Origin of the sequence: Streptomyces sp. NBC_00525 (genome assembly GCF_036346595.1) — a bacterium.
Taxonomy (GTDB): Bacteria; Actinomycetota; Actinomycetes; order Streptomycetales; family Streptomycetaceae; genus Streptomyces.
In genome coordinates this window covers 126,093-138,747 of the sequence record NZ_CP107835.1, presented here as the reverse complement: position 1 = coordinate 138,747, position 12,655 = coordinate 126,093, and the positions used below count along the sequence as shown (strand labels likewise).

The following is a 12,655-nucleotide window of genomic DNA, read 5'->3' as shown; positions in this document are numbered from 1 at the left end:
GCCGTTTCTCCGCGTCCGTTCCACAGCGGCCGCCACGAGCGGGTCAGCGTTCGAGCAGGGAGATGCGGATGGCGCGTTCGACGTGGGCCGCCGTGTTGGCGTGGCCCTCGGCGTTGGGGTGGACCAGGGTGAGCTTCTTGCCGACGACGGCGCAGTTCAGCGGGATGCCGGGGATCGCGGCCGGCCAGAAGTTCTCCGCGTTGCCGCAGATGCCCTCGACCCACTTGGTGTCCGCGGGCCGGCAGACGTCATGGCCCTCGCTGGAGGAGTAGACGTCTACGTAACGGTCGCCGAAGAAGCTGCTCACCCGCTGGATCGTCCTGTTCAGCGGCTTGAGGACGTCGTCGCGCAACCAGTCGACATCGGCATGGGTGATCAGGCTCAGTTCGGTGAGGGCCAGGCGGTTGCAGTCGCCGCTGTCCTCGGGGAGGACGGCCGGGTATCCGACCGTGATGACCTCGGCGTTGGGCGCGGCCCGGTGCACCTCGGCGAGCATCCCGATGTACTCGTCCTGCACCCTGGCGAGCTTGTCGGTGATGCTCTCCTCGCCCTCGGGCGGGTCGGTGAAGTAGTCGCGGCAGGACTGGCCGATCGTGCCCTTCTCCAGGCAGGTGGTCAGGATGCCGGCGAACGGCAGGCTGTTGCCGCCGACGCCGATGGTGACGACGTCCGTCTCCTCGTCGAGACCGGCCCGCTTGATCTGCGTGTCCACGGCCGGCCAGCCGCCCTCGGGCGGCTGCACCGGGCTGATCGGGGTCTGCCCGGTCCTGGCGATGTCGGAGATCACGGCGCCGCCGCAGCTCACGTTCGTCAGGTTGACGGGCTTGCCCGGCGGGAACTCGGCAAGCTCGCGGTCCACGAGGTCCGGATAGGCGTTCTCGGTGCGGTCGCAGCCGTCCCGCGAGGCGTCGCCGAGCGGCGGCTGCGGGGCGCCGACGAAGACGCCGGCGGTGTACGAGTCACCCAGCGCGGCCCATTCGTACGAGTCCGCCGCCCCGGCGGAGCCGGAGGGCAGCAGCGCGGACGCCGCCAGGGCGAGTCCGACGGCCAGGGCGCGTGTACGCAGGCGTGACACACGGTGTCGCATGGTGTGCTCCAGGATGTGGGGGAAGGGCGCCCCGGGGCCGGTCGGCTCTTCCGGGGCGGGGTACCTCGCAGTGATCATCCATCCGGCCCGGCCGCGCGGGCAGCGAATCGGACTAATCATCCCCGATCGGGGTAAATCGTCAGATCTATCGCGCTGTTGCCGGTCGTCCGCGTTGACGCCGCCGGCCCCCGGCGCTCCGGGACCGCGTCGATAGGCTCGCGGCATGGGCCTCGACATCACCACACTGATCGCCGACTGGTCGTGGCTGGGGGAGCCGCCCGCGCGGGAGCGGCTGCCCCGGCTGCGGGACGCCTGGTACGACGACCGGACGGGGTTCTGGGACCGGCCCGCCCCGGCGGGCGACGGCGGCTGGGAGTGGCCGCGCGGGCCGCACAGCGCGTACTTCGGCGTCTACGACTTCCCCGGCACCTGCGGCTCGTTCAAGCCGCACTTCTGGGCGGGGGAGGCGTGGGAGAAGGTACGCGACCACGCCGACCCGGCCCTGCGCGCGGAGCTGGACGCGCTGCTGGGCGGGCTGACCTGGGACGGACCGGACTTCGAGGACGAGCGGGAGTGCGAGGACCGCGCGTTCTTCACCGACGACCCCGAGGTCTCCTACGGCGTACTGGTGGTGTGCGCGCCGGAGCGCGTACGGGAACTGCTCGCGACCTGGGAGCGCGTACGCCCCCGGCTCGACGGACTGCGCGCGCCCTTCGACCGGTACGCCGCCGAGCCGCAGGGCTGGATACCCGACTTCGACTCCTTCGTACGCCTCCTGATCGGCTGGGGATGCGTCCTGGCCGAGGCGGCCCGGCGGGGCTGGGGGATCGTCGGGGTGAGCGAGTAGCGGTCACCGCCCGCGCGGCGGGCCGCGCTGCCGCGCAGGCGCGCCGCGCGCTACCCCGCAGGTGGGCGGGGTCGGTACTCACTCGCCGTAATGCTTGAATGAACCGTTGCCCCTGATCTCGCGAGGAGAAGCGCTGTGCCCCTGGTGTCTGTCGTGATGCCCGTCTACAACTCGGCGGCCACCCTTGGCGCGGCCGTCCGGTCGGTGCTCACCCAGACGCACACGGACGTGGAGCTGCTGATCACCGACGACCAGTCCTCCGACGAGTCGATGGACCTGCTGCGCGAGTTCGCCGCCCAGGACGAACGCGTACTGCCGCGGACGGCGCCCGAGCGGGGCGGCGCGGGCCGGGCCCGTAACCTCGCCATGGAGCGCGCCCGCGGCGACTACGTCGCGTTCCTCGACTCCGACGACATGTGGCTGCCGGAGAAGACGGAGAAGCAGCTCGCCTTCGCCGCCGGAGGCACCGCGCCGCTGACGTTCACGAGCTACTACAAGATGGACGCCGACCATGCCGGCGAGAGCGTCGACTGGGTGCCCAACGGGCGGGTGATCCGCGCCCGCGCCCACGTGGACTACCGCGCGATGCTGCGCCGCGACTACATCGGCGCGCTCACCGCCATGTACGACCGCAACGCGCTGGGCACCCGGCTCATGCCGGAGATGCGCAAGCGCCAGGACTACGCGCTGTGGCTGTCGATCATGCGCGACGGCGCGGACGCCCGCGGCCTGGCCGAGCCGCTCGCGGTGTACCGGGCCGGCCAGGCGACCTCGCTGTCCTCCAACAAGATGTCCCTGGTCAAGTACAACTGGTCCCTGTACCGCGAGCACGAGCACCTCTCCGTTCCGAGGGCGACACGGGCCCTGGCGGGCGCGGCGTGGCAGTCGCTGCGCAACTCGCGGATCTGAGGCGTACCCCGGACGTACGGGCCCCTTGAACCCCGCGCCCGGTGGGCGCGGGGTCCGGGCCGCGGTCGCGGCTTCACGTCAGGCGCAACTGGCCAGGGCGATGGAGAGGGTCGTGCACGTGGCGTCGTCCCGGTCGTTGGCCGGGTTCGGGTCGTTCGGCGAGGACGCGGTGCGGACGGCGGTGACATGGGTGGGGCCGAAGTCGAGGATGCCGATCGGGACGCGGAACGTGGCGACCGCGTCGGCGCCGTCCGCGAGGTCCGCGTAGGTGCAGGTGACCGTGCCCGGAGCGGCGGTGCAGCCGGGGGAGAGGCCCGTGATCGTCCTCCCCGCCGGGAGCGTCGCGGTCACCGTGACCGCGGTGGCCGTCTCCGGGCCGTTGTTGTGGGTGCGGAGGGTGTACGAGAGGTAGGGCGCCAGGATGCCGACCCTCGGCTGTGCGTTCAGGTGCACGCCCAGGTCCGCCTCGGCCGGCGTGTTGGTGATCGTGATGGTGGGGCCGTTCGCGGTGGCCTCGCCGCCGTTGGCGTAGAGCTGGTAGCGCAGGACGAACGTGCCCGCAGGGGTCTCCGGGTCGACGCGCAGCGTGATCGAGCCGCTGAACGCCTCCCCGCCGGCCAGATCACCGAGCGGCACCCGGGGCCCGTACCCCGCCAGCTCGACGCACGGCGCGGTGTTGCCGCCGCACGACTCGATCGTCGTGAGCGCGTCGAGGGAACCGAGGCTCGATGAACCGGCGTAGAAGTTCTCACCGGCACCGGCCCTGGGGGTGTCCGCGGTGCCGTTGAAGTCGATGGTCAGGGTCTCACCGGCGGCCACCGTGGTGGACGAGACGCTGATGTGCGAGACCGCGTACGCCGGAGCGAGCGCGAACTGCGTGCCCGCCACGGCGAGCAGGGTCGCCACGAACAGAGCCCACGCACGGGCCGGTCCGCGCGGCGGCCGGGACCGGTGCGGAGAAGAGGCGAATCGTTTCATCAGCGGTACTCCCTTTCGAGGTCTGCGACGAGCGGTGTCGGTGTCGATGTCGGGGCCGGTGGGCGCACTGCCGACGGCCGGCCTGGAGTTGCCTCGCGTCCTCCCTCCCCTTGCCGGGGCAACGACCGGCCCGGCGCACAGGACACGCCCGAACCGGCCGCGACAGCCGACGACTTGGCGTACGCCGGAGCGCGCACCGATGCTGCGGGCACCGGGTGAGCCCGGTCGTTCCGGTAGGCCCCTGGTACGACGTGTTCGCCCTCCGTGCGACCCCGGAGGGAGCACAGGGCATCCCCTGGGCGGACGTTGAGAGGGGCGGGGTGGTCATAGCGTCGGGAGCATGAGAACTCGCCGACGCGGTGTCGCCGCATCGTTCCTTGTCCTTGCCCTCGGCGCGGCCGCCGTCACGCCCGCCGTCGCCGCACCGCCGACCGACGTGAGCCGGTCCGCGCCCGCCGCCTCCGTCACCGCGCCGCAGCTGCGGCTGCCCGCGCCGAGCGGGCCGTACGGGGTCGGGAGAAGCACCCTGCATCTGCGGGACGCCGACCGCACCGACCCGTACGTGCCGGCGGCCGGCGCACGCGAGCTGCTGGTGTCCGTGTTCTACCCCGCGCGGCCCGGCAGCGGGGCGCCCGCCCCGTACATGAGCACGCGCGAGGCACGACTGCTCCTCGAATCGCGGGGGCTCGGCGGGCTCGTCGCGCCGGAGGTGATCGGGGCGACCGAGACGTACGCCCGTACGGGGGCGAAGCCCGTACGCGGGCGGTTCCCGCTCGTCGTCCTGTCACCCGGCTTCGGGCAGAGCCGCTTCACGCTCACCGCCCTCGCGACGGACCTGGCCGCCCGCGGCTACGTCGTCGCGGCCGTGGACCACGCCCACGAGTCCACCGCCACCGTCTTCCCCGGCGGACGCGTCCTCCCGTGCGCCGCCTGCGACTACGTGGAGCGCACCGGGGAAGCGGGCCTGGCCGAGGTCGCACGGGGGCGGGCGGCGGACGTGTCGTTCCTGCTGGACCGGCTGACCGGCCGTCACCCCGCCTGGCGGTACGCCTCGATGATCGACCGGCGGCGCGTCGGCATGGCCGGGCACTCCATCGGCGGCGACTCCGCCGCGTCCACGATGGCCGCCGACCGGCGCGTGCGCGCGGGCGTGAACATGGACGGCACCTTCTTCGACCCCGTCCCCGCCACCGGGCTCGGCGGCCGCCCGTTCATGATGCTCGGCACCGAAGCCGACCACGCCTCCGGCGGAACCTTCGACACCACCTGGGACCGGGACTGGCAGCGCCTCGACGGCTGGAAGCGGTGGCTGACCGTCGCCGACGCGGGCCACTTCACCTTCACCGACCTGCCGCTGCTCGCCGCCGAACTGGGCATCGTCGACCCCTCGGCCCCGCTGCCCGCCGACCGCTCCGGCGACATCACCCGCGACTACGTGGCCGCCTTCTTCGACCTCCACCTCAAGGGCGTACCGCAGCGGCTGCTCGCCGGCCCGACCGCCGACAACCCGGAGGTCACGTTCCAGCCGTAGCGGGGTCGGCGGGCGGTCGGGGTCGCTCGATCGTGAACGCGCGCGTCACTGGGTCGACCCGAGCCGACAGCATCGTTCCCTGCGCGGCACCGCCGAAACGGTGCCTCAGCACCTCCGTGGCGCATTCGAAGGGCACGAACCCCGGCCCGCTGATCCGGAGCGTGAGCCGGACCTGGTGGTGGTAGTCGTTGGTCGGCGGGGCGGACGCGACCGCCAGCACCAGGGCGCTCGCCTCCACGCCCGCGCCGGCCAGTCGCAGCGTGGCCTCCCGTTCCATACGGGCGGCGACGACGGTGGAGAGGCCGATCCAGGCGACGAACGCCGCGCCCAGGGCGAGCACCGCTCCCGCCCAGGTCCAGCCGCTGTTGGTGTCCCCGAACTCGGAGACCGTACGGACGGTGGCGTACACGCAGAACCCGCCCGCCCCCAGGAACAGGGCTGTCCCGAGGACGTAGTGGACGGCCGTCGCCACCGGCCCCTGCGGTTCGAGCAGAGCGGGATCCCGGTCGCGGTCGCGGTTGCTGGCCATGGGCGCAGCGTAATGAGGGGGAGGCGTCTTGAGGAGGGGTGTCTGCCTTGCTCCCGCCGCGGGCGGTGCGCCGACACCGGACCGGTGGGCTCGGGGCCCCGCGCGCGCTCCTGTGGTGGGCCGGGTGGGTGCGCGCTCTGCTGGGCTCCGGACCCGAGCGCCGGTTTCGATCGCGCGGGTCCGTTTTCGAATGAACCCCAGCCAGGGAGGCCGGTTTACGTTCTACGGCCGCCACCTGACCCGGATACCGCGCGGGAGGGGGAGACGACCGGTCACGCGTGGATGCCTCCGGCGGGGGTGGCGGTCGCCGAAGCCGGTTCGTCCGGCGCGGCCGCCGGCTTGACGTGCTCGTTGACCCGCTTGCCGAGCAGGACGAAGAGCAGGATCAGCCCGACCGTCAGCAGAATGTGCCCGAGCCCCGCCGTCAGCGGTACGACCTCGGCGATCTCGTCCTCGCTGCGGCCGAGCACGGTCAGGATGCCGTGGACGCCCATCATGGCGGTCGAGAGGGCGATGCCGAGGTTGTAGAACCAGAAGAACGCGGTGAACAGCTTCGAGCCGGAGAGCCCGAAGACCTTGTCCAGCGCGAGCACGATCAGGAAGACGAGCATGCCCAGCGCCAGCAGATGCGTGTGCATCAGCGCCAGCTGCGTGTCGCCGTGGAAGTCCTCGTGCTTCGTGAACTCCCGGTAGAAGAGCCCGGAGATCACTCCGACGATCATGTAGACGTGCGCTGCGTAATACGACTTCCGCATGACGGCGCCCCACTCCCCGGCTCGACTACCGTTCGGACCAGGCCATACAAGCACTCACCCCTTTCTCCCAGGGGCGCGTCACCAGCCCCTTTCCAGCTCCTCTCCAGTCCCTTTCGAGCGTCTTTTGGCCTACGTGTGTCCCCGCTGGTCGTCCATCACAACGTGTCGCCGGGGAGCGGGTCCTGTTCCGGGTGGGCGCGGAGCCCGTCGAGGAGGATCGTGAGGTAGCGGCGCCACGGCTCGCCCGCCGGCTCGCCGGCGGGCAGCGCCATGACGACGTCGATCATCGCCGCGATCGGGGCGATGTCGGCCTCGGTCACCCCGTCGCGCAGGGTGCCTTCGGCGCGGGCGCGCGCCACCAGATGCGCGCAGTGGGTCATGATCTCCTGCCGCGCGCGTACGAGGCCGGGGCCCTCGGCGTCGCCCCGGCGCATCAGTTCGCGCAGCCCCCGGTTGTGCGCGGCCCGCGCCAGGGCACCTTCGAGGAACCCGGCCAGCGCCCCGAAGGCGTCCTGCTCGTCCCGTGCCGCGCGGGCCATCGCCGCGATGTCGTCGAGCTCTTCCCCGAAGACGGCCTCCGCAAGCGTCTGCTTGTCGCGGTACTTCCGGTAGACCGTGCCGACCCCGAGCCCGGCGTGGTGCGCGACATCGTTGAGCGTCGCCTGAAGGCCCCGTACGGCGAACACCTCGCGCCCGGCCCGCAGGATGCGCCGGCGGTTGAGCTCGGCGTCCCGCCTCAGCGGGCGCGCGCCCGCCGCAGCCGCTCCGTCGCCTTCCGCAGCCGCTCCGTCGCCTTCCGCAGCCGCTCCGTCGCCTTCCGCCCGACCGCCCATGAACGTCTCCTCGTACCAGCCAATGAACCGGATAGAGCATATCCGCTTCCGTGCTACGGTCCCCGTAAGCGGATAAGAGATATCCGCATAGCGTTTTTGCGGCGCCGGGCCGCGCATCCGATCCGCCGCCCGTGCCCGCGACGGAGGGAGCCAGGATGCAGACCGTGGTCATCACCGGAGGCACCGACGGACTCGGCAAGGGGCTCGCTCTCCACTGCCTGAGCCAGGGCGCGCGCGTCCTGGCCGTCGGCAGCACCCCGGCCAAGGGGCAGGCCCTGCTCGCGCAGGCGGAAGCCATCCGAGCGGGCGACCGCGCGGTCTTCCTGCGGGCCGACCTGACCTCCGTCGCGGCGACCAGACAACTCGTCACCCGCATCCGCGCCACCTGCCCCTCGGTGGACGCACTCGTCCTGTGCGCCCAGCGCTACCGCCTCTTCGGCCCCCGCACGGTCACCGGGGAAGGGTTCGAGCACAGCTTCGCCCTCGCCTACCTGAGCCGGTTCGTCCTGAGCCACGAACTGCACGACGCACTGGAGGCCGCGCCCCGTCCCGTCGTCATGAACGTCGGCACCCCCGGCGTCCCCCTGGGCCGCATCCACTGGGGCGACCCGCAGCTCACCCGGCATTACGGCGGCACCAGGGCAACCCTCCAGTCCTTCCGGGCCAACGACCTGCTCGGCGCGTCCTTCGCCACCGTCCACCCCGGCACCCGCGTCCGTACGATCGGCTACAACCCCGGCGTCGTGGCCACCGGCATGCCCGATCACCTCCCGCAGCCGATGCGCACCCTCACCAGGGCGTCCTTCGCCCTGTTCGCCACGTCCGTGGACAAGGCGGTCGCCCCCATGGCCCGCCTCCTGGCCGAACCGCCGCACGACGCGTACACGGCCTACCGCACCACCCGTCGGCTCCCCCTCAAGGGCAAGGCGTTCGACCCGGAGGCGGCCCTGCGTCTGCACCACCTCACCCGGAGGCTCCTCGCGGCGGCCGACGCCTCCTGATGAGGGCTCAGGCCTTCGTCGACGGCTTCTCGCGGAGGGCGTCGACCACCGCGCGTTCCATGACCGCCGTCCGGTTGGTCACGGTGCCCTTCCGGCCCAGCGAGGTGTCCCGGATCAGATAGCTCCGCTCGCCCAGGTACTCCAGCGTCCTCGCGTCGAAGATCCAGGCGGTGCGCCAGCCCGCGCGGGTGTTGTCGCGGGCCACCCCGACACCGTGCCGGCCGGCCGCGTCCACCGCGTCGGTGTCCACGCTCACCCCGGGGATTCCGGCCGCCGCCTTGTAGAGGGCGGCCGCGGTCCTCGGCGGCATCAGCGTCTCCCGCAGCAGCTCACCGATGGCGTCGAAGACGTCCTGGTCCGGGTCACGGTCCTCGGCCGGGGTGTTCCGCGCGTCCTGATCCGCCGTGATCTCGGCGGAGAGCCGCCGGAGCAGAGCCTCCGGGTCGGTCGGCAGCGACGCAAGCCAGGTGTACGTCGGACGGTTGAGCCCCGCCGGATAGCCGACCGGCTCCTCGCCGTCCGGAACCCCGACCGTGATCGGACCGTACGAGCCGTTCTGGTGGATCAGCCCCTCGTCGATCACCGGACCGGACTCCTGGGTCATCCAGACCTCGCGCTCACGGGGCTCGGTCAGCTTCACCGGGCCGCCGAACGTGCCCTCGTTCTCGGTCTGCAAGGTCCTGACGTACACGAACTGGTCGTCGGTGACCTTTCGTTCGTCGGTCTTCGATGCGACCGTGGCGATCCGGTCCAGCAGCACGGCCGCGCCCCGGTGGGCGGTGGCCCCGGAGGAGGTGCGGGCGGCGGCCGGTTCCGGAGCGTGGTCCCGGCCGGTCACCGCGAGGGTGGTGAGCAGCACCCCGCCCAGGGCGAGCCCGGCGGCGGGCAGCAGGACGGCCGGGCGCAGCAGGCGGGGCCGGGGGCGGGCGGTGGCGTGCTCGCCGTCGTGGCGGCTGTTCCGGCCGCCGTTCCGGCTGCTCTCCCGGCCGTTGTCCTGGCCGCCGCTGTTCCGGACGCTGTCCTGGTCGATCTGACGCATCAGTGTTTCCTTGTGGTGGAGATGTCGGCCCGGAGGCAGGTCCCGTTCGGCCGGGACCGGCAGCAGCCGGGCCAGTTCCTCGCGTTCGGCCCGCTCGGGGCCGGAGGTGCGGTCGTTCATCGGGCTTCCTCCTGGATGGGCAGGGCCACGAACGCGGCCCTGCCTCCTACCTCTCCGCGGCGGGGGCGCGGTTCCCCGCCGGACCGGACGGTTTGCGCGCGGCGCGTGGTGCGGGCGGTGCGGTCGGCGCGCGTGGTGCGCGCGGGCCCGTCCGGTGCGGTGTCGAGCTGCTCGTCGGTGAGCCGCCGCAGCCGGGCGCGGGCGCGGGAGAGGCGCGAGCGTACGGTCCCCACCGGGATGTCCAGCGCCTCGGCGGCCTCGGCGTAGTCGAGCCCGGACCAGACGCAGAGGGCCAGCACCTCGCGGTCCTGGCGGCGCAGGCCGCCCAGCGCCTGCCGGACGGCGGCGAGCCGCCGGGTGTCGTCCACGTGCCCGGCCGTGGCCTCCGCGATGTCCGCGACCGGTTCCGGGGCCGGGCGGCGGGCCAGGAAGGCCAGCCGGCGCCCGTTGCCCCGGTTGGCGTTGCGCGCCTTGCTCGTGGCGATCCCGAGCAGCCACGGCAGCAGCGACTCGCCCTCCGGTTCGACCGTGTGCCGGGTGCGCCAGGCGGCCAGGAAGGTCTCGGACATGGTCTCCTCGGCCGTCGACCAGTCGCCCGTCAGCCGGTAGGCGTGGTTGTAGACCGGCCGTGCGTACTTCTCGTAGAGCTCGGCGAACGCGTCGCGGTCACCGGCTCTGATGCGCGCGCGCATATGCTCCCGATCGTCCTGATCATCACATCTCACATCACCTACCTCTCCGGACGGACTCCGGGGTTCCGGTGACCCCCGCCACACCTCGGGCCGTCCGCCGCGTGCGCTTGTCCGGGCCGTCCTCCGGACCGTCTTCTGGGCCGCCGCTCCTCAGTCGGCGGAGGCCAGGGCGAAGTCCTGCGGCAGGCGCGGCGGAGTCCCCCGCGTCCACACCACCCGGAGCGCGGAGGCGGAGATCCGCCAGCCGTCCGGCGTCCTCACCAGCTCGGCGTCCGTATGCCCGGCGGAGACGAACAGGTTCTCCGAGCCGTCCGCGAGGACATGGGTGCTCAGCTGGGTGCCCCTGGCGGTGGCCCGGTCGCCGTCGATCTCGATGACGGCATTCGTGCCCATGTGCACCGTCCGGTCGAACAGGGCCATGCCCTGCCGAATGCGCTCCAGGACGGCGCTCCGGCCGCGTACGGTCCCGATGGGCATCTCGGCGGTGACGTCCTCGGTGTGGAACCTGCGCGCCCACTCCTCGTCGAAGATCCCGTGGTCCAGGGAGCGGAGGTAGCGGTCCAGCAGATCGGTGATCTCGGCACGGTCGGTCAGGTGTCGCAGCTGTCGCCGCGCTTCTTCGGTATCCATGACGCAAGCCTCATGCCTCAAGCGGACTTGAGGTCAAGGCGCTTCCGGTCAAGGCGCTTCCCGCCCGTTGTCAGACCCGTCTGCGAGGCTCGGGGCATGGACGTGGAAGTGCAACTGACGATCGACTGCGCCGATCCGCAGCGGATGGTGGCCTTCTGGGCTCCGGCCCTGGGTTACGTGCCCGAGCCCGCGCCGGACGGCCATGCCTCGTGGCGGGCGTACTGGCAGGACATGGGGGTGCCGGCGGAGGAGCTGCCGCCCGGAGCGGGGGACATACCGGAGTCGATCATCGACCCGGCGGGGCGGGGGCCGCGGGTGTGGTTCCAGCGGGTCCCGGAGGCGAAGGCCGTCAAGAACCGGTGGCACTTCGACCTCAAGGTCGGTGGCGGCCGCGCCGTCCCGGTGGCCGTGCGCAAGGAGCGGGTGGACGCCACGGTGGCCCGGCTGGTCGAGGCCGGTGCCACGGTGGCGCGGATCAGGGAGGAGCCGGACATGGAGTTCTACGCCGCCGCCATGCTGGACCCCGAGGGCAACGAGTTCGACGTCGTCTGAGCGGGTCGGCCGGTGCTTGTCCGGCCCCGGATCACAGGATCTGGATGCTCTTGATCCGGGGCGGGTTGTTCGGGAACGTGATGTCCGTCCAGCGGTTGATCCGCACGGAGTCGCCGTTGACGTCGTAGTAGATGAGGTCGTTGTTCCCGGTGGAGATCCGGTCGGCCCACCAGCCGCCGAAGTCGGTCCGGCCCGCGTTCGCGTAGCAGTCCACGCTCTGACGGCCGTCGAGGTGGGAGTAGATCTTCAGGAAGTCCGCGCCGCCGACGCACTCCACGTGGTCGATGGCGTAGGCGGACCCGGCGGGTACGGCGACGGTGAGCGAGGCCGCGGCGGCGAACGCCATGGCCAGGGAGCCGACGATCCGCTTGCCCTGTGCGATCACGAGATCTCCTTGGTACGTACGGGCCGGGCGCGCGGCCCGGCCGTATCGGTGACGAGGCGACGCCGGCACACCGGCCTCCGCCCCGCCGGGCCGCGAGCCGGCCCGAAGTCGATCTTGTGGCCCCGGTGCCGACGGGCACGGCAGGCGCCGGGGAACCGCCGATTTGCGACCCAATCAGCCGAAACGAAGGAGACGGGAGCGCCGGGCAGCGCACCGCTCCCGGCGCTCCCGCTCCCGGCGTACTCCGGCGGCGCTCCAGGCGCCTTCGGCATGGTGGGCCCGGTGACACACAGGTCGATCGATTCGACCGGAGGCTCCCTCTCCGTGGCCCGCCCGATCCTGCACGGGCGGGCCACTTGTGCGCGCGGCCGCACGCCGTATGGGCGAGGACGGGACCGGGCGCCGGGTCAGGCGACGGCCCAGGGGGTGCGCCCGTGGGTGGAGATGTCCGACGACGGGTACAGCCCGGCGTCCCAGGACGGCTGGAGAGCGGCGGAGACGATGCCCCAGAGCTGCCCCGCGGTGAGGGTGTGCACGGGTACGACGACCTCGCCGGCGAGGCTGACCCCGTACGACGATTCGAGGGTGCCGACCAGGGCGATGAGGGCCATGGAGTCGAGCCCGTAACTCTCCATCGGGGCATCGGGGTCGGGCGTCTTCCCCTGGCCCAGGCCGGGCAGCCCCTGCCGGAGGATCTGCTCGAACTTCGCGTTCCACGGTGTCTGTGACATGGGGCGGACTTCCTTCCGGCTGCCGGGACTTCTGGC

15 protein-coding genes are annotated in these 12,655 nt (G+C 72.4%); 5 read left to right on the top strand and 10 right to left on the bottom strand.

Annotated elements, in window-relative coordinates; all coding sequences use genetic code 11:
• Window positions 1–43 precede the first annotated feature (43 nt).
• Window positions 44–1,087 carry an SGNH/GDSL hydrolase family protein gene (locus OG710_RS30460; protein ID WP_330242503.1) on the bottom strand — a complete coding sequence of 348 codons (1,044 nt, stop codon included), beginning with the start codon at window positions 1,085–1,087 and terminating at the stop codon, window positions 44–46.
• 223 nt (window positions 1,088–1,310) lie between these two features.
• Here OG710_RS30460 and OG710_RS30455 point away from each other — a divergent pair, with 223 nt between their 5' ends.
• Both OG710_RS30455 and OG710_RS30450 read left to right on the top strand, forming a co-directional pair.
• On the top strand, window positions 1,311–1,934 hold the full coding sequence (locus OG710_RS30455) for a hypothetical protein (RefSeq protein ID WP_330242502.1): 624 nt from the start codon (window positions 1,311–1,313) through the stop codon (window positions 1,932–1,934).
• Window positions 1,935–2,069: 135 nt separating this feature from the next.
• Window positions 2,070–2,843: a glycosyltransferase family 2 protein gene (locus OG710_RS30450; protein WP_330242501.1), complete on the top strand. Its 774-nt coding sequence runs from the start codon at window positions 2,070–2,072 to the stop codon at window positions 2,841–2,843.
• Window positions 2,844–2,921: 78 nt separating this feature from the next.
• On the opposite strand, the gene OG710_RS30445 is transcribed toward OG710_RS30450, so the two are convergent.
• Entirely contained in the window at window positions 2,922–3,821 is a 900-nt protein-coding gene (locus tag OG710_RS30445; protein WP_330242500.1) for a hypothetical protein, read from the bottom strand.
• A gap of 340 nt (window positions 3,822–4,161) precedes the next feature.
• On the opposite strand from OG710_RS30445, the gene OG710_RS30440 reads away from it, so the two are divergent.
• Window positions 4,162–5,352 (top strand): alpha/beta hydrolase family protein, encoded by a 1,191-nt coding sequence (locus tag OG710_RS30440; RefSeq protein WP_330242499.1) that lies wholly within the window; start codon window positions 4,162–4,164, stop codon window positions 5,350–5,352.
• Here OG710_RS30440 and OG710_RS30435 read toward each other — a convergent pair.
• The 3 genes from OG710_RS30435 to OG710_RS30425 all read right to left on the bottom strand — a co-directional run bounded on the left by OG710_RS30435 (window position 5,336) and on the right by OG710_RS30425 (window position 7,469).
• Window positions 5,336–5,881, bottom strand: a complete 546-nt coding sequence (locus OG710_RS30435; protein ID WP_330242498.1) for a hypothetical protein — start codon at window positions 5,879–5,881, stop codon at window positions 5,336–5,338. The genes OG710_RS30440 and OG710_RS30435 overlap by 17 nt on opposite strands.
• A 272-nt stretch (window positions 5,882–6,153) precedes the next feature.
• Window positions 6,154–6,636 (bottom strand): DUF2871 domain-containing protein, encoded by a 483-nt coding sequence (locus OG710_RS30430; protein ID WP_330242497.1) that lies wholly within the window; start codon window positions 6,634–6,636, stop codon window positions 6,154–6,156.
• A gap of 155 nt (window positions 6,637–6,791) precedes the next feature.
• A complete protein-coding gene (locus OG710_RS30425) occupies window positions 6,792–7,469 on the bottom strand; it encodes a TetR/AcrR family transcriptional regulator (RefSeq protein ID WP_330242496.1) in 678 nt (225 codons plus the stop codon).
• A gap of 155 nt (window positions 7,470–7,624) precedes the next feature.
• Between OG710_RS30425 and OG710_RS30420 the strand changes: the two genes are divergently transcribed.
• Window positions 7,625–8,470 carry an SDR family NAD(P)-dependent oxidoreductase gene (locus OG710_RS30420; RefSeq protein ID WP_330242495.1) on the top strand — a complete coding sequence of 282 codons (846 nt, stop codon included), beginning with the start codon at window positions 7,625–7,627 and terminating at the stop codon, window positions 8,468–8,470.
• Window positions 8,471–8,477: 7 nt separating this feature from the next.
• Here the strand turns inward: OG710_RS30420 and OG710_RS30415 are convergent, their stop codons facing one another.
• The 3 genes from OG710_RS30415 to OG710_RS30405 form a co-directional block, all read right to left on the bottom strand.
• Window positions 8,478–9,629 carry a CU044_5270 family protein gene (locus tag OG710_RS30415; RefSeq protein ID WP_330242494.1) on the bottom strand — a complete coding sequence of 384 codons (1,152 nt, stop codon included), beginning with the start codon at window positions 9,627–9,629 and terminating at the stop codon, window positions 8,478–8,480.
• Entirely contained in the window at window positions 9,626–10,321 is a 696-nt protein-coding gene (locus tag OG710_RS30410) for an RNA polymerase sigma factor (RefSeq protein ID WP_330242493.1), read from the bottom strand. Before OG710_RS30410 ends, OG710_RS30415 begins: the two co-directional genes overlap by 4 nt.
• 150 nt (window positions 10,322–10,471) lie before the next feature.
• Window positions 10,472–10,951 carry a nuclear transport factor 2 family protein gene (locus OG710_RS30405; protein WP_330242492.1) on the bottom strand — a complete coding sequence of 160 codons (480 nt, stop codon included), beginning with the start codon at window positions 10,949–10,951 and terminating at the stop codon, window positions 10,472–10,474.
• 96 nt (window positions 10,952–11,047) lie between these two features.
• Here OG710_RS30405 and OG710_RS30400 point away from each other — a divergent pair, with 96 nt between their 5' ends.
• The gene (locus OG710_RS30400; protein WP_111339811.1) at window positions 11,048–11,503 is read left to right on the top strand and encodes a VOC family protein; all 456 of its coding nucleotides are present in this window, start codon (window positions 11,048–11,050) and stop codon (window positions 11,501–11,503) included.
• Window positions 11,504–11,534: 31 nt separating this feature from the next.
• Here the strand turns inward: OG710_RS30400 and OG710_RS30395 are convergent, their stop codons facing one another.
• Entirely contained in the window at window positions 11,535–11,888 is a 354-nt protein-coding gene (locus OG710_RS30395; RefSeq protein ID WP_330242491.1) for a beta/gamma crystallin domain-containing protein, read from the bottom strand.
• A gap of 407 nt (window positions 11,889–12,295) precedes the next feature.
• Window positions 12,296–12,619 (bottom strand): acyl carrier protein, encoded by a 324-nt coding sequence (locus OG710_RS30390; RefSeq protein ID WP_330242490.1) that lies wholly within the window; start codon window positions 12,617–12,619, stop codon window positions 12,296–12,298.
• Window positions 12,620–12,655 lie beyond the last annotated feature (36 nt).

Bases quoted from the DNA above. Each gene is read 5' to 3' on its own strand.
- OG710_RS30460 (WP_330242503.1), bottom strand. From the start codon at position 1,087: ATGCGACACCGTGTGTCACGCCTGCGTACACGCGCCCTGGCCGTCGGA.
- OG710_RS30455 (WP_330242502.1), top strand. From the start codon at position 1,311: ATGGGCCTCGACATCACCACACTGATCGCCGACTGGTCGTGGCTGGGG.
- OG710_RS30445 (WP_330242500.1), bottom strand. From the start codon at position 3,821: ATGAAACGATTCGCCTCTTCTCCGCACCGGTCCCGGCCGCCGCGCGGA.
- OG710_RS30440 (WP_330242499.1), top strand. From the start codon at position 4,162: ATGAGAACTCGCCGACGCGGTGTCGCCGCATCGTTCCTTGTCCTTGCC.
- OG710_RS30435 (WP_330242498.1), bottom strand. From the start codon at position 5,881: ATGGCCAGCAACCGCGACCGCGACCGGGATCCCGCTCTGCTCGAACCG.
- OG710_RS30430 (WP_330242497.1), bottom strand. From the start codon at position 6,636: ATGCGGAAGTCGTATTACGCAGCGCACGTCTACATGATCGTCGGAGTG.
- OG710_RS30425 (WP_330242496.1), bottom strand. From the start codon at position 7,469: ATGGGCGGTCGGGCGGAAGGCGACGGAGCGGCTGCGGAAGGCGACGGA.
- OG710_RS30420 (WP_330242495.1), top strand. From the start codon at position 7,625: ATGCAGACCGTGGTCATCACCGGAGGCACCGACGGACTCGGCAAGGGG.
- OG710_RS30415 (WP_330242494.1), bottom strand. From the start codon at position 9,629: ATGAACGACCGCACCTCCGGCCCCGAGCGGGCCGAACGCGAGGAACTG.
- OG710_RS30410 (WP_330242493.1), bottom strand. From the start codon at position 10,321: ATGCGCGCGCGCATCAGAGCCGGTGACCGCGACGCGTTCGCCGAGCTC.
- OG710_RS30405 (WP_330242492.1), bottom strand. From the start codon at position 10,951: ATGGATACCGAAGAAGCGCGGCGACAGCTGCGACACCTGACCGACCGT.
- OG710_RS30400 (WP_111339811.1), top strand. From the start codon at position 11,048: ATGGACGTGGAAGTGCAACTGACGATCGACTGCGCCGATCCGCAGCGG.
- OG710_RS30390 (WP_330242490.1), bottom strand. From the start codon at position 12,619: ATGTCACAGACACCGTGGAACGCGAAGTTCGAGCAGATCCTCCGGCAG.